This is a genomic window from Lactobacillus sp. ESL0263 (assembly GCF_003692845.1).
Taxonomy (GTDB): Bacteria; Bacillota; Bacilli; order Lactobacillales; family Lactobacillaceae; genus Lactobacillus; species Lactobacillus apis.
Window position 1 is genome coordinate 759,731 of record NZ_REHL01000004.1, and the last position, 14,257, is coordinate 773,987.

17 protein-coding genes and 1 other annotated feature are annotated in these 14,257 nt (G+C 37.1%); all 17 genes read right to left on the reverse strand.

Going from position 1 to position 14,257, the window contains the following annotated elements; genetic code table 11:
* Nucleotides 1–101 precede the first annotated feature (101 nt).
* Nucleotides 102–1,670, reverse strand: coding sequence for a HAMP domain-containing histidine kinase (locus F5ESL0263_RS05595; protein WP_122035482.1), 1,569 nt, complete (start codon nucleotides 1,668–1,670; stop codon nucleotides 102–104).
* On the reverse strand, nucleotides 1,648–2,361 hold the full coding sequence (locus F5ESL0263_RS05600; protein WP_046307250.1) for a response regulator transcription factor: 714 nt from the start codon (nucleotides 2,359–2,361) through the stop codon (nucleotides 1,648–1,650). The genes F5ESL0263_RS05595 and F5ESL0263_RS05600 overlap by 23 nt, the downstream gene beginning before the upstream one ends.
* A gap of 142 nt (nucleotides 2,362–2,503) precedes the next feature.
* A complete protein-coding gene (locus F5ESL0263_RS05605; RefSeq protein ID WP_109715641.1) occupies nucleotides 2,504–3,070 on the reverse strand; it encodes a DUF177 domain-containing protein in 567 nt (188 codons plus the stop codon).
* 1 nt (nucleotide 3,071) lies between these two features.
* The gene (locus F5ESL0263_RS05610) at nucleotides 3,072–4,226 is read right to left on the reverse strand and encodes a nucleotidyltransferase (protein ID WP_122035484.1); all 1,155 of its coding nucleotides are present in this window, start codon (nucleotides 4,224–4,226) and stop codon (nucleotides 3,072–3,074) included.
* 6 nt (nucleotides 4,227–4,232) lie between these two features.
* On the reverse strand, nucleotides 4,233–4,580 hold the full coding sequence (gene rsfS / locus F5ESL0263_RS05615) for a ribosome silencing factor (protein ID WP_074425066.1): 348 nt from the start codon (nucleotides 4,578–4,580) through the stop codon (nucleotides 4,233–4,235).
* A gap of 9 nt (nucleotides 4,581–4,589) precedes the next feature.
* The gene (gene yqeK, locus F5ESL0263_RS05620) at nucleotides 4,590–5,189 is read right to left on the reverse strand and encodes a bis(5'-nucleosyl)-tetraphosphatase (symmetrical) YqeK (RefSeq protein ID WP_122035486.1); all 600 of its coding nucleotides are present in this window, start codon (nucleotides 5,187–5,189) and stop codon (nucleotides 4,590–4,592) included.
* A complete protein-coding gene (locus F5ESL0263_RS05625) occupies nucleotides 5,182–5,820 on the reverse strand; it encodes a nicotinate-nucleotide adenylyltransferase (RefSeq protein ID WP_199724307.1) in 639 nt (212 codons plus the stop codon). The genes yqeK and F5ESL0263_RS05625 overlap by 8 nt, the downstream gene beginning before the upstream one ends.
* Before the next feature lie 11 nt (nucleotides 5,821–5,831).
* Complete coding sequence (gene yqeH / locus F5ESL0263_RS05630) at nucleotides 5,832–6,947, reverse strand: ribosome biogenesis GTPase YqeH (protein ID WP_122035490.1); 1,116 nt, start codon at nucleotides 6,945–6,947, stop codon at nucleotides 5,832–5,834.
* The gene (locus F5ESL0263_RS05635) at nucleotides 6,940–7,464 is read right to left on the reverse strand and encodes a YqeG family HAD IIIA-type phosphatase (RefSeq protein ID WP_122035492.1); all 525 of its coding nucleotides are present in this window, start codon (nucleotides 7,462–7,464) and stop codon (nucleotides 6,940–6,942) included. The genes yqeH and F5ESL0263_RS05635 overlap by 8 nt, the downstream gene beginning before the upstream one ends.
* A 106-nt stretch (nucleotides 7,465–7,570) precedes the next feature.
* Entirely contained in the window at nucleotides 7,571–7,927 is a 357-nt protein-coding gene (rplT, locus tag F5ESL0263_RS05640; protein ID WP_046307264.1) for a 50S ribosomal protein L20, read from the reverse strand.
* Nucleotides 7,928–7,963: 36 nt separating this feature from the next.
* Complete coding sequence (gene rpmI / locus F5ESL0263_RS05645; RefSeq protein ID WP_046307267.1) at nucleotides 7,964–8,164, reverse strand: 50S ribosomal protein L35; 201 nt, start codon at nucleotides 8,162–8,164, stop codon at nucleotides 7,964–7,966.
* A gap of 26 nt (nucleotides 8,165–8,190) precedes the next feature.
* Nucleotides 8,191–8,700, reverse strand: coding sequence for a translation initiation factor IF-3 (gene infC / locus F5ESL0263_RS05650; protein ID WP_122035494.1), 510 nt, complete (start codon nucleotides 8,698–8,700; stop codon nucleotides 8,191–8,193).
* A 37-nt stretch (nucleotides 8,701–8,737) separates the two neighbouring features.
* Nucleotides 8,738–8,848: a sequence feature (ribosomal protein L20 leader region), on the reverse strand.
* A 102-nt stretch (nucleotides 8,849–8,950) separates the two neighbouring features.
* A complete protein-coding gene (locus F5ESL0263_RS05655) occupies nucleotides 8,951–9,607 on the reverse strand; it encodes an amino acid ABC transporter permease (RefSeq protein WP_122035497.1) in 657 nt (218 codons plus the stop codon).
* A gap of 13 nt (nucleotides 9,608–9,620) precedes the next feature.
* Nucleotides 9,621–10,259: an amino acid ABC transporter permease gene (locus F5ESL0263_RS05660; protein ID WP_046307274.1), complete on the reverse strand. Its 639-nt coding sequence runs from the start codon at nucleotides 10,257–10,259 to the stop codon at nucleotides 9,621–9,623.
* Nucleotides 10,256–11,077 carry a transporter substrate-binding domain-containing protein gene (locus F5ESL0263_RS05665; RefSeq protein WP_370448840.1) on the reverse strand — a complete coding sequence of 274 codons (822 nt, stop codon included), beginning with the start codon at nucleotides 11,075–11,077 and terminating at the stop codon, nucleotides 10,256–10,258. Before F5ESL0263_RS05665 ends, F5ESL0263_RS05660 begins: the two co-directional genes overlap by 4 nt.
* Before the next feature lie 10 nt (nucleotides 11,078–11,087).
* Entirely contained in the window at nucleotides 11,088–11,825 is a 738-nt protein-coding gene (locus tag F5ESL0263_RS05670) for an amino acid ABC transporter ATP-binding protein (RefSeq protein WP_046307278.1), read from the reverse strand.
* Nucleotides 11,826–12,027: 202 nt separating this feature from the next.
* A complete protein-coding gene (thrS, locus tag F5ESL0263_RS05675) occupies nucleotides 12,028–13,962 on the reverse strand; it encodes a threonine--tRNA ligase (RefSeq protein WP_122035501.1) in 1,935 nt (644 codons plus the stop codon).
* Between the last annotated feature and the right edge of the window lie 295 nt (nucleotides 13,963–14,257).

Sequence of the window (14,257 nt, forward strand, 5' to 3'; positions counted from 1 at the left end):
AGGCTAATTCCAGTACATAGAATTAGCCTTTTTACTTACCTAAATTTAGCTAAAACAAAAACAGCAAAAGCTTTCCTTTTGCTGTTTCAGATATTCTTCTATTATTCTGCTTCTTTTTTACTTTGAGCGCGTTCACGCAAAACTTGTGCCTGCTTCTTTGTGAGGGCTGGGAACTCAATAATAAACTGACTCCCCTGACCTTCGACTGATTCAACACTAATTTTACCATGATAACTGTTAACCAGTTTTTGTGCAATCGACAGACCTAAACCATTACCACCTTTTTCACGTGTTCTAGCTTTATCAACACGGTAAAAACGGTTGAAAATTTTGCTTTGATCTTCTTTAGAGATACCTTCACCAAAGTCTTGTACGATAATATGTACGTCATTTTGGGCCAAACCGGCAGAAATATTAATTTCTTTTCGCGTAGTTGAATACTTTATTCCATTATCAACCAAAATGACAAGCAACTGTTCCAAGTGTCCCTGGTAAATCTGAATTTCAGTATCCTGTGGTAAATCATCCATTTCCAAGCCAATTGAAAAGTCTTGATGGACCATGGCCATATCACCAGCGACACGCTTCAAAACATCTGCAACGTTTGTTACGGCATTTGGATACTGCACATTGATTTGTTCCGCACGGGTTAAGTCGAGCATTTCTTGAATTAGATGCTGCATTCTCTTAGCTTCTTGTAATGAAGCGTTGATTGACTCCTCCAGAATTTCTGGATCATCTTTGCCCCACCGTTCTAACAAGTTCAAATGCCCTTCAATTACCGCAACTGGTGTACGCAACTCGTGTGAAACGTCACCAACGAATTCTTTTTGTTGGTCAATGTAGCGCTGCATTCGATCAAGCATTTGATTCAGAGAAACTGCAAGTTCTTGCAGCTCATCATTTCGGTGAAAGCTTCTTATTCGAGCAGTGCTATTTGGATCTGCATTAACTTCACGGGCAACCTTAGACATTTCTTTGATTGGCCGAACAACGCCGCGCACAATCATGTACGAAATCAAAATAAAGACCACAATTGCAATAGCGGAAATCCGTACCATCCATTTAAGTAGATCGTGCATCAATTCATTGTAGTAAGACATCTTGTTGGCAACAACAATATAGCCTGTGAGTTTACCACTATGTGCTGCTCTAACTTTCTGATAGGTAATAATTTGTCGCCGATGGCCCTTAACATAGACGCTCTCCATCGAATAATCACCCTTAATATGCTTAAACTTAGGGATTGGTCCACCGTTATCAAAAACGTCTTCTTTTTCCAAGTTATAAACAACGACACTCAAATCAGGATTCGTTAGTGATGAAAGGAGGTCATCATTAAATGCACTTCCAGGATGGTCATCATTAGTAATAGGCGGATTGCCTTCTAAAACATTTCTGGTTGATGGAGTTAGAGCAGGAACTACATTGGAAATCTGTAATTCATGTGGGATTCTATTTAAGCTCTCATTTAGCTTAACAACCATTTCAGTCGAAGTTTTTTTCTGCTGCACCAACGATTGCTGTCCAACAACAGAGTAAATAACAACTGAAAATACAATAAAAGAGACCATGATCGTTAAAGCAACGATACTGACCCAGCGTACAATTAACGATGAGTGCTTGGTCTCTTTTTTACCTTTGACTTTACTTCTTTTCATCATCTTCATCTCTTACCATATATCCGGTACCACGAACAGTCTTGATATATGATTGTTGACCTGGGATGTCAATCTTATTACGCAAGTAACGAACATAAACTTCAACAACATTAGTTTCAATGTTTGAACCTGGTCCCCAAATCTTAGAAAGTAGTTGATCACGGCTAACCACGTTGTTCTTGTTCTTAATTAAAGTCATCAAGAGATTGTATTCACGTTTGGTTAAGTCAACTGCTTTACCATCCCCGCGACGAACAATTCTATTTGCAGTTTCAATTGTTAAGTCCTTAAACTTAACTACCTTCTTTTCAACCGTATCATCTGACGCATCTTTTTCAATCTTGACACGACGTAAAACGGCACGTAGACGAGCTAACAATTCTTCAATGGCAAAAGGTTTAACAATGTAATCATCTGCGCCATGATCTAGACCAGAAACACGATCAATTACAGAATCACGTGCAGTCATCATAATTATCGGTGTACTCTTAACTTGACGAACACGACGAGCAATTTCAAGACCATTTAAGTCAGGCAACATTAGGTCAAGTAAAATAGCATCAAAATCTTCTTTCAAAGCCAAATCCAATGCTTTACGGCCGTTGCTCTCAACAACAGTATCATATTTTTCATGTTTTAATTCTAGCTCCACAAAACGAGCTAAGTTCTTTTCATCTTCAACAATTAAAATTTTTGCCATTTTTATCATCCTTTATATTAACTATCAAATGCTAAATCAAGTTAAAACCTTTTAATTAAGATAAGCATACTTTAAAAGTGGTTTTAAAACAAGATTAAAAAACTGAGTTAAGATTAACTCAAAGTTTTTGCATTACTTATTTTTATTTTTGCTTATTATTTTTATCATGTTCATCCTGTTCAAGCAAGGATTTAAGCTTGGCAAATGCGGGATTAACTTGATTTTTCTTTCCTTGGTCATAATCACTTTTTGAAATAACAGACCAGCCATTGCCTTGAGGATAGATATCTTCTTTTTCTTCTTCAGGTGTCAAAATTGTGATTGGAATATTAAGAATAATATTATCTTCGACTGCAGTCTGCAAATCGATTAAATCATCTTCAACCTTAACGATTGGAATTTCACTTTCATCAATCTTTTCCTTCGGTACTTCTTCATCAGTATAGTTTTCCGTAAACCGAAAGTCCTGTTGATAATCGACAGGTTCTAAACTTCGACTCGACGGAACAACCAAGGAAGCCTTAACATGAAAATCGCCAGTTACATACGGTTCATTGTAAAAAAGTGAACCAGTTAATTGCACCTTTTTTACTTGATCAACCAAGTTTTTGCTCCGGTCAAAAAATTCTGGCCTCATTTGAACTTCCTGATCAATCTTCGTCAAAACTTCATTACTATTTTTGATTTGTGAAAAGTTAATTGATAGCATTCTAAACCTCCAACGGACGACGGCCAAAATTTTGATCCTTCTGCATTATTTGTTCAAATAAACGATCAACGCGAACCTGTAAACCTAATGAGCCATGCTTAGCATTGTTCTGATCAACCTTTGAAATAATATTGGCAGAAGTATCTTTTCTAATTTGCTTCAAATAATTGCGCCCAAGCTTACTATAGCCAAGTAGTAACAACGACTCATGGTTAAAGCTTTCAATCATATCGTCTTGACTTACATTCAGTAAAGTATACAAGCATAATCTTCTCAAACGCGCATAGGTATACCGTTTCGATTTGATTCTACGTAAAAACTCAGTAAAGTCATGAGCCAAGTGAATCTCTTGTTTCATTTTATATTCAAGGCCTTCACTCATTTGATATATTTGACGTAGTTCTTCTACACTAGTAGATTCAAGTCGATACTTTAAAAATGGGAACAATATATTCCAGTTTGGATACTCGCTTTGGGCATCAAGCATTTGAACTTCTTTTTTGGGCATCCATTGCTCTAATTCCGAATCTATTTTGTTATGCAAAATAATATTGCGAATTGCACTCGCACTTTGAACTACACCATTATTTTGTAACAAATCATCATGCCCAGCACCAATTCGATTAACTGGATGCAGTGCTAAAGGTGTACCTAAGTTGTGATTTGCAACAGCATAGGCCAACGCTAAAATTGCATTAGGCTCATTAACTTCATGCCCAACTTCACGTGCAACCATTTGATTATACTGTGTTGAATATGTCTGACTGTAATCATTAAAGTCCATATGACTTTGTGGAATTTCTGCAATTTTGCTTCCTAAATAAGCAAAATTTTGGGTTGCATCTTCAACGCCAAAAACTAAGTCAGTAACACCAACTTTAACTAATTGGTCGATGCTTCCAAGCGAAAAGAGGTCTGCTGGTTGAACCGCAGTTGAAAATGGTAGTTCAAATACTAAATCCGCACCACTTTCAAGCGCAGCCCTAGCGCGCGCCCACTTATCCATAATTGCCATTTCGCCCCTTTGAACATAGTTACCTGACATAACAATCACGATTGGATCTTTGTCTCCTGCCAGATAGCGAGCCTGATTCATCAAAAACTCGTGTCCACTATGAAAGGGATTGTATTCAGCAATGATCCCAACAACACTCATTAGCAGCTAATCTTCCTCTAACTCTAATTTTTTACCATCTGCCCATAGTTTTTCAACATTATAAAAGTCTCGGGCTTCTTCAGTAAAGACATTGACGACTACATCACCTAAATCTAAAAGGAGCCAATTTGATTCGCTACTTCCTTCAACTCGATAATCATAGAAGTCAGCCTTATGTGCTTCATCAATAATTGCATTAGCAATTGCGTGCAACTGTCTATTAGAACCTGCACTGGTAACAACGTAATAATCAGCTAAAATACTGTATCCTTGCATATCATATGCAGCAGTATCCTCACCATGGCGGTCACTGATTGCTTTTAATGTAAAAGCTAAGATTTCTTTACTAGTCAATTTTTCTCCTTATTGCTTTTTGACACTCCACACATTGTATGCTTCTAAAGTGCGTGGATAAATTTTACTTCTGTTATGGACTAAATATTCAAGTGTATGTGCAAGTTGATAGCCTACACCTTCATCTAAGTTGGCATAGGTGACATCACGTGCTTGTTCAACACCCGCAAAATCTCGTCCAGGCTCAATATAATCAGCCATATAAACAATCTTATCTAAGGTGGTCATTTCTGTATCAGCAGTTGTATGACGTCGAACAGCGGTTAATATTTCCGCATCAGTAATTTTTAAATCACGTTCAATAAAGTAAGTACCAACTATTCCATGCCAGATTGCAGGACCCCAATTAAGCAAATCCTGATCAAATCCCTGGTTTTTAATTACTTGTCGAAATTCTTCTACTGGCACTTGCTTGGCATAATCGTGAATAAAGCCAGCAAGTGCGGCTTTATCCTCATCATAACCATTTAGTTTAGCAAGCTTACGAGCCGTCTCACTCACTCCTACACAGTGGGTAAAACGCTTTTGATCCATATTGCTTCTTTCTTTAGCAACTATTTCAGCGCTAGATAGCGGTGAGTACGTTTCATTAAAAAATAAATCACTCATGATATAGTTCCTTTTTTTGTATATAGTTTCTCACTGTGTCAGGTACAAGATACCTGATTGAACCACCCATTGCAATAGTTTGGCGTATTGAGGTCGAACTGACATCTAAGCTTGGCACATCGACCCAGATCATTGGCAATTCTGCTTTAGTGGGATAGCCCGCGCGTTTAATTCCAACCAAGGTTGCCATTTGCGCAATTTTAGTCGGTTCTTTCCATTCGTTGAAATTATTTACCTGATCACTGCCCATAATCAAGTAATAATGATTTTCAGGTTGAGTTTCATGTAGATATCGCAATGTATCGACTGTATATGAAACTCCACCTCGATAGAGTTCAAATAACTTCACCTGAAAATGAGGATTGTCCTGAGTTGCTAATTCTAACATATTAGCACGATCTTGCGGTGAAACAGTTGGAGAATCCTTCAAAGGCGGAATATTAGTTGGAATAAACCAAACTTCATCGAGGTGAAGCTTATTATATACCTGTTCACCTACTATTAAATGAGCCGAATGTACTGGATTAAATGTTCCACCTAAAATTCCAATTTGTTTACTCTTCTTAGGCTCTATTTTTTCTTCTTTAATTTCAACTGACGGAATTTTTCCTAAATCCTTAGCAATAGCGATCATTTTTGCCTCTAAATTAGTGCACGTCTAATACCTAAACCAATTTTATCAGGAGTATAAATCTTAACCAAACAATCTGCCGGCACAGTTACAAAGCCTATACCACCAAATAACAAGTCACTTTTACTTGAAGTATGAAATTCTTGCCCTTTTAGTTCGGGAAGATCAGTTTCTTTTTCTGGTGGATTCAGCAATTCACCAACATGCTTTTCATAAAAAGCATCAGCATTCTCAGTCTTGGTGCGATGAATGTATAATCCACGCGCCGCATATACTGTAAAGCTAGCCGGATCACCCTTGATAAAGTCTATTCTCCCAAGTCCTCCCAAGAATAATGTATTACCTGGCTTTAATTGGTATGTCATAGGTTTCAATGGTTTTTGTGGTGAAATAACTGCTAATTCACTAGCATTTAACCGCGTTGCCAACTGATTTTCAGTCATAATACCTGGAGTGTCAACTAAAAAGTGTCCATTTTCCAACGGAATTTCAATTTTATCTAATGTAGTTCCAGGGAAACGAGAAGTTGTAATTAGATTCTTAATGTCACCCATTTGGTCAATAATTGCATTTAACAAAGTTGATTTTCCAACATTAGTCATACCAACAAAGTATACATCTTCTGTTCTAGAAGCTTTATCTAAATACGAAATTAAAGTTTCTAAGTTCTTTTGTTTTTTGGCACTAACCAAAAAGATTTTCTTTGGAAATAGGCCAACTCGATTAGCCTCTTGACGCATCCAATCTTTAATTTTGCTTTGGCGAGAATTTAGCGGGAATAAATCAAATTTATTTCCTACTAAAATGAAGTCATTATCACCGATAAAACGTTTAAGAGAAGATAATAATGAATTAGTAAAATCAAATAAATCAACAACGTTAACAATTAACGCCTTTTTTTCTGCCAATGAATTTAGCAGTGCTAAAAAGTCATCGTTATCTGCATTAACAGGCATAATTTCATTATAATGACGCAAGCGGAAACAGCGTTGGCAATATGTATCGTTGTCTTCGTCTTGGTTTTCGATAGCTTTCTTCAAACGTTGAGCTGGTAAAAAACCTGCTTCTTCTGGATCAGTTGATTGTAGCTTTGCTCCACAACCGATACAAATTAACTCATCATCCATTTTCTAATGTCTCCTTAAAGGTAACTTTATGCGAAATTGCTAAAAAGAAAAAAATTATTTTTTCTAAGAAGCGATTAATGCGAGTATTCCATTTATCTGTTTCAACCAATGGTTTCACCAAAACTGACTCTACACCGGCCAAATTTCCAGCCTGAATATCAGTAATCAACTGGTCGCCAACCATCATTACCTGATCTTTTGCCAAACCAAGTTGTTCTCTTTTTTTAGTTATCGCAAAAGGAAGTGGCTTTCTTGACTTCGCAACGAAGTCAATTTGATATGGGTTTAGAACCTTACCGATTCTTTCTGCATTATTATTGGAAATTACAACCAATTTGATGCCAGCTTTGGCCAAACGTTGATTGAGCTCATCCATTTTTTTGGCAGTCTCAAATTCATTCCATGCAAGTAATGTATTATCTAAATCTGAAAAAACTGCTTTGACATTCATTTGTTGAAGCACATCAGTATCTAAATGATAAATCGTATCAATTGTATAACGTGGCCTGAATAACATTCAACTTCCCCTTTATTTAAGTTTTCACTCATCTAATATATCAAAAAAATTCAGTAAAGTGATAATTTTTGACATAAAAAAATGGCGCCAATGCGCCATTTTTAAATTAATTTAAAGCCTTCTTAGCTGTTTCAGCTAATTGTGCAAAGGTCTTTGAATCGTTATAAGCAATATCAGCTAACATCTTACGGTTAATGTCAACACCAGCTACTTTCAAGCCGTGCATTAACTTAGAATATGAAATATCATTCTGTCTTGCAGCTGCATTGATTCTGGCAATCCATAATTTTCTAAAGTCGCTCTTGCGTCTTCTACGGTCACGGAATGCATATCTGTAAGATACAAATAATTGTGTACTTGCAGCCTTAAATTGCATATGCTTTGCGCCACGGTAACCCTTGGCAAGCTTCATAACCTTCTTACGACGTTTACGTGTAACAGTTCCACCCTTAACTCTTGGCATCTAAAATTCCTCCTAAATATCGTCTCTTACAATTAATTAACGCATTTGAGAGAGCATCTGTTTGATGCGCTTCAAGTCGCTGCGTGAAACTAATGCAGCCTTTCTCAAATGACGACGTTGCTTCTTTGTTTTACCGTGGAAACGGTGTCCAGTAAAAGCGTGATGACGTTTTAATTGACCAGAACCTGTTCTCTTGAAACGCTTTGCAGAAGCGCGGTGGGTTTTCATTTTAGGCATTTTCTAATTCCTCCAAATTAACTAATTTACTTTTTATCACTCTTGGGAGCAAGCATTAAGAACATTGAGCGACCTTCCATTTTCGGTTTACTTACTACAGTAGCAATATCCGAAGTGGCTTCAGCCATCTTTTCCAATACTTCGCGACCTAATTCCTTATGAGTAATAGCTCGACCCCTGAACCTAATTGAAACACGAACTTTTGCTCCCTCTTTAGTGAGGAATTTTTGAGCGTGCTTTAATTTAGTGTTAAAATCATTGCCTTCAATTGTTGGGCTCAAACGGATTTCTTTGACACTGATGGTCTTAGATTTCTTACGAGATTCCTTAACCTTCTTTTGTTGTTCAAAGCGGTATTTACCGTAATCCATAATGCGGGCAACTGGTGGCTTGGCATTAGGCGAAATTAGAACTAAATCTAAACTTGCAGCACTGGCTTGGCGTAAAGCCTCAGTCTTTGTTACAACACCAACTTGTTCACCATCTTCATTAATTAAACGAACTTCACGAGCACGTATTTGATCGTTTAATATCAAATTCTTTGGTATAATTCTTCACCTCCGTGTTAATTTGAGGACAAGAAAAAGGCGGGTAAAACGTACCCGCCTTTAATCAACAGAAAATATCGATTAGCCCAGAGGTCAACTTAACATAGGCGAGAAGCGGGAGCTTCTTCTTGTTCTCAACTAATGTGATTATACGCGTTAGTATTCAATTAGTCAATATAATCTGTTTAAAAATGTTCTTAGTCCTGAGGAAAGACCTTTTATCAAAAAATCAAAATTGTTAACTAGCCATGTGCTTATGCAAATAGCTTCCTGCCATTGAAAGTGTAAAACAAATAATAAAATACAGCAAGGTTAATGCTGCAAACATTGGAACAATGTAATTAGCATTTTGACCATAGATGACCTGAGCATGTTGCATTAATTCTGGAACAACGATAATTGTGGCAAGAGAGGTATCCTTGATTAGAGATACAAATTGTCCAATAATCGTTGGGATCATATGGCGGTATGCCTGTGGCAGTATGATGTGCCACAATGCTTGAACAAAACTCATCCCCGTCGATCTTGCTCCTTCCATTTGACCCTCTGAAACTGACTGTATACCAGATCTAACAATTTCGGCTAGCATGCTAGATTCAAAAATTGTCATTGCAATGATTGCCGAAGTGATTGCACTAGGTCGATAGCCAATTTTAGGCATTCCAAAATAAGTAAAGAAAATAATTAACAATAAAGGAAGGTTACGAACCAAATCAATTACAAAGCCAACAGCGGCTGAAATAAATTTGATTTTTGAATACCGTATTATCCCTAATACTGAGCCCAAAATAAAACTTAAAACAATCGATACTAATGAAATATATAATGTAACAGCCAAACCTTTAAGCAAGAAGCCAAAGTTTAGCCAAGATAATGCGTCTATCCATGTTTGCATATCAGTCGCCTCCCTACGCTAATTTCTTTTCAAGATACCGCATGTAGTAACTTAACGGCATCGTGATGATTAAATATAGGACTCCAATAATGAAGTAACTATTCATTGTGTCAAAAGTTACGGATGCAATTGCATTGGCTTGATACATTAAATCAAAGCCAGCTACAAAGGCTAAAATTGAGGAATCTTTAATAAGGTTAACGAACTGATTACCTAATGGTGGAATGACAATCTTCATTGCTTGCGGCAAGATGATGTACTGCATTGCCTGTTTGTAAGTCATGCCAGTAGATCTGGCACCTTCCATTTGACCACCAGATACTGATTGAATACCGGAACGAATTATTTCAGCAATAAAAGCTGAAGTATAGAGAAACAATCCGATTGTACCTGCTGTGAAACCATTTAATTGGATAATATACTTTGGAACTATCAGGTAGAAAAACATCACAATAATCAACAGAGGAATATTACGAAAAATTTCTACATAACCACGTCCAATTTTGTTAGCAACTTTATGAGGAATTACTTCTAACAAAGCAATTAAGATACCGAAAATCAAACTGAAAACTAAGGTTAAAAAACTAGCTAAAAGTGTCCAGCCAAAACCTACAAAAAGTTCGTTACTAAAGTGATTTAATATGTTGATCATTTGTAATACATCTCCTTATAGTTGAAACCAGGAACTTGTCCAAACCACTTTTTAATTAAGCGATTATATTCGCCGCTGCGTTGGATTTTATCAACTGCGCGATTAATTGCGCGGTGGAAAGGTTCCTGATTTTTGTTAACCGCAATACCATAAGGTTCTTTCGTAAAAGTGCCACCTCTTACTTCTAAACTACCCGCACTTTGAGCGGCCAGTCCATACAAAATACCATTATCACTAGTTAGGGCGTCACCTTGATGTGACTTAAGGGCAGAAACAGCTTGACCGTAATCTTGCATTGCAACAACTTTAGCTTTAGGAGCAACTTTTTTAATTACTTCGACAGAGTTGTCACCTACAATTCCTATCACAGTTTTACCATTTAGGTCACGAACACTTTTAACATTAGAGTCCTTATTAACCAGCAATGATTTACCAGCCCTAAAATATGGCTTAGAAAAACTAATGATTTTGGCTCTCTCAGGCGTAATCGTTAAAGTTGCAATTACTGCATCAACATTACCATTTTTCAAAAGTGGGATTCTTGATTGTGATGTTGCTAAAGTAAATCTTGCTTGGCCCTTTGGCCCCAAAATCTCTCTAGTAATGGCTTTAGCCATATCGATATCAAAACCCTTTTCCTGGTCATCACGAATATCAATTAGACTGAAAAGTTTTTTGTCACCTTCAACGGCCCAAGTAATTGTGTTAGACGAACGAACATTTTTTAAAGCGGATTGATCTGTTACGCTTTTTCCGCAACCAGTGAGCATTAATGCACTAAATAATAGAGCAATTGGCCAGATAATTTTCTTCATCATGCCATCCCCCTTAGTGCGAAATAATTTTACTCAAAAATTGTTGTGCACGCACTGTCTTAGGTTGCTTAAAGAAGGCTATACTTTCGTCATCTTCAACAAGATGTCCTTGATCCATAAAAATCACGCGATTAGCCACTTCTTTAGCAAAGCCCATTTCATGCGTAACAATCAATGATGTCATTTCGCTTGCAGAGGTTACCTTTTTTATAACTTGCAAAACGTCATCAATCATTTCAGGATCAAGTGCAGAAGTTGGCTCGTCAAACAACAATAACTTAGGTTTCATTGCCAAGGATCTAGCAATCGCAACACGCTGCTTCTGTCCACCAGAAATCTGTGCAGGCATGTTTTGGGCCTTATCTGCAAGACCTACCATGTCTAGCAACTCCATCGCCTGCTTTTTGTTTTCCTCTTCAGGCATATGACTAACTATTCTTGGTGCTAACATAATGTTTTCTAGTACATTTTTGTTTGCATAAAGATTGAAATGCTGGAAAACCATGCCGACATCTTGACGTAAACGATTGGAATCCGTTTTAGGATTGGATAAATCTTGGTTATTAACAATCAGCTTTCCACCTTGAATCGATTCTAATCGATTTACTGTCCGAATTAGCGTACTCTTACCTGACCCCGAAGGACCAATTAAAACGACCGTTTCACCTTTGTCTATTTCTAAATTAATATCGTGTAAGGCGTGAAATTTACCATAATATTTTTGCACGTCGTGGAATTCTATCATTGACATATAAATGCTCCTTTGTGTTCGATCAACAAAAACACATCATACTTTTCTTATCAATTGATTTAAAAAATCAAAAGTGCATCCCCGTCAACACTACGTTTGTTACCCGACTTGCAAAGTTCCAGTATATTAAAAAATTAAATGTTTATGTTGTCACCCTATAATCTTTGATTTATCGATAAATACTTTTTCAATTTCTAACTACCTATTTTTTTCTTGAGTATGACTTAACATCTTGATCAATTTCTGCAATAAATTCGTCAAAACTCTTTACAATTTCTTCTTCAGTTCCGTAACGACGAACGTTAACGCTGTTAGAAGACATTTCTTCATCACCTAAAACTAAGGTATATGGAATCTTTTGGGTTTGAGACTCGCGAATCTTGTAACCCAATTTTTCATTTCTTAAATCTGCTTCAGCTCTAAAGCCGCGCTTGTTAAGTTTATCGCGTACCTTTTTCGCATATTCAGAGTGTGCATCAAGGTTAACTGGAATTACTTCTACTTGTACTGGTGCTAACCAAGTTGGGAACGCACCCTTGTAAATTTCAATTAAGTAAGCAATGAAACGTTCCATTGTTCCAACAATTCCGCGGTGAATCATAACTGGACGGTGCTCTTCACCATCTTGGCCAACGTATGACAAGTTGAAGCGTTCTGGCAACATGAAGTCAAGTTGAATGGTTGACATGGTTTCATCCGCACCTAAAGCAGTCTTGGTTTGAATATCAAGTTTAGGACCGTAAAAGGCTGCTTCACCTTCGGCTTCAACATATTCAAGTCCCATGTCATCCATTGCTTTCTTAAGCATTGATTGACTTCTTTCCCACATTTCATCATTTGCAAAGTACTTTTCAGTGTTCTTTGGATCACGATATGAAAGTCTAAAGTAGTAATCAGTAATATCGAAGTCCTTATATACTTCCATGATTAGTCTCAGAATCTTAGTAAATTCTTCTTGAACTTGCTCAAGTGCAACGAAAGTGTGACCATCATTCAAAGTCATTTCACGAACACGTTGCAATCCAGATAAGGCACCTGATTTTTCATACCGGTGCATCATACCTAATTCAGCGATTCTGATTGGTAATTCACGGTAAGATCGAATATGGTGCTTGTAAATTTGAATATGTGAAGGACAGTTCATTGGCCGTAATTCAAGCATTTCACCATCACCCATATCCATTGGTGGGAACATATCATCACGATAGTGTGCCCAGTGTCCAGAAGTCTTATATGCATCAACATTCATCAAAACCGGGGTATATACGTGTTGATAGCCATCGGCAACTTCTTTATCAATAATGTAGCGTTCAACAACACGGCGAATAGTTGCACCCTTTGGCATCCAGTATGGTAAGCCAGCACCAACTTTAGGATCAACGAAGAATAAGTCAAGATCACGTCCGATTGTCCGGTGATCACGTTCTTTAATATCTTCACGGCGTTTAATATCTGCATCCAAGTCTGCTTTCTTAAAGAATGCTGTACCTGAGATTCTTTGCAGCATTGGATTGGATGACTTGCCCTTCCAATATGCACCAGCAACAGATAAAAGCTTAAATTGTTTAATCTTGCCAGTGTTTGGTAAAAGTGCGGCAAAGCCAAAGTCAACAAAGTCACCTAACTTGTATGCCTTAACTTCATCGCCTGCTTCTTGACTCAATAACTCAAGCTTGAATGGATCATCTTTAAAGATTTCTTCCAATTCAGCCTTAGGCATAACAACACTTTCAATTTTTTCGCCTGCTTTAACTGCTTTCTTAACAGCATTTTCAAGTTCAGGTAACTCATTGACTTTAATTTGATTTTCCTTATCGGTGTCAACAAAAAAGCCGTCTTCGCCTGCAGCATGTTCACCAAAACGTAATTCTGGATATGCTTTTTTAGCAACTGCTTCAAAAACAAATGCTACTGTATCACGTAAGACATTCAAGCCTTCTTCATCTTTATCAGTAATAATTGCTACATTAGCATCACGATCGAGTTGATAATCAACCGGTTGTAATTGTCCGTCTACTTTACCAGCAAGTGCTGCTTTTCCTAGTGATGTTGAAATACCATGTGCCAAATCACTAATTGTAATTGCTTGATCAAAATCACGTTTTGATCCATCTGGCAAAATAACTGAAAAACTCATCTATACCTCCGAAAATATAAAAAAACGCCCCAGTGCATCACTGCACTGGGACGTTATTAGCGTGGTTCCACCCAAATTTCAAGTCAGATATACGAATCTAACTTCTCAAATTAAGTTGATAATGGAACTCACCCATTTTAATTACTTTTTAAGTTTGAATGAGTGGGGTACATCTACATTGAACCACTTCCAGAATAATGTGATTCTCTCTGACTTGAGCTGCATCATGTTCATTCAATTAAGATAATTATACATATCTACCATTTTTTTGCAAGAACTTTTTTAATAAAAATCA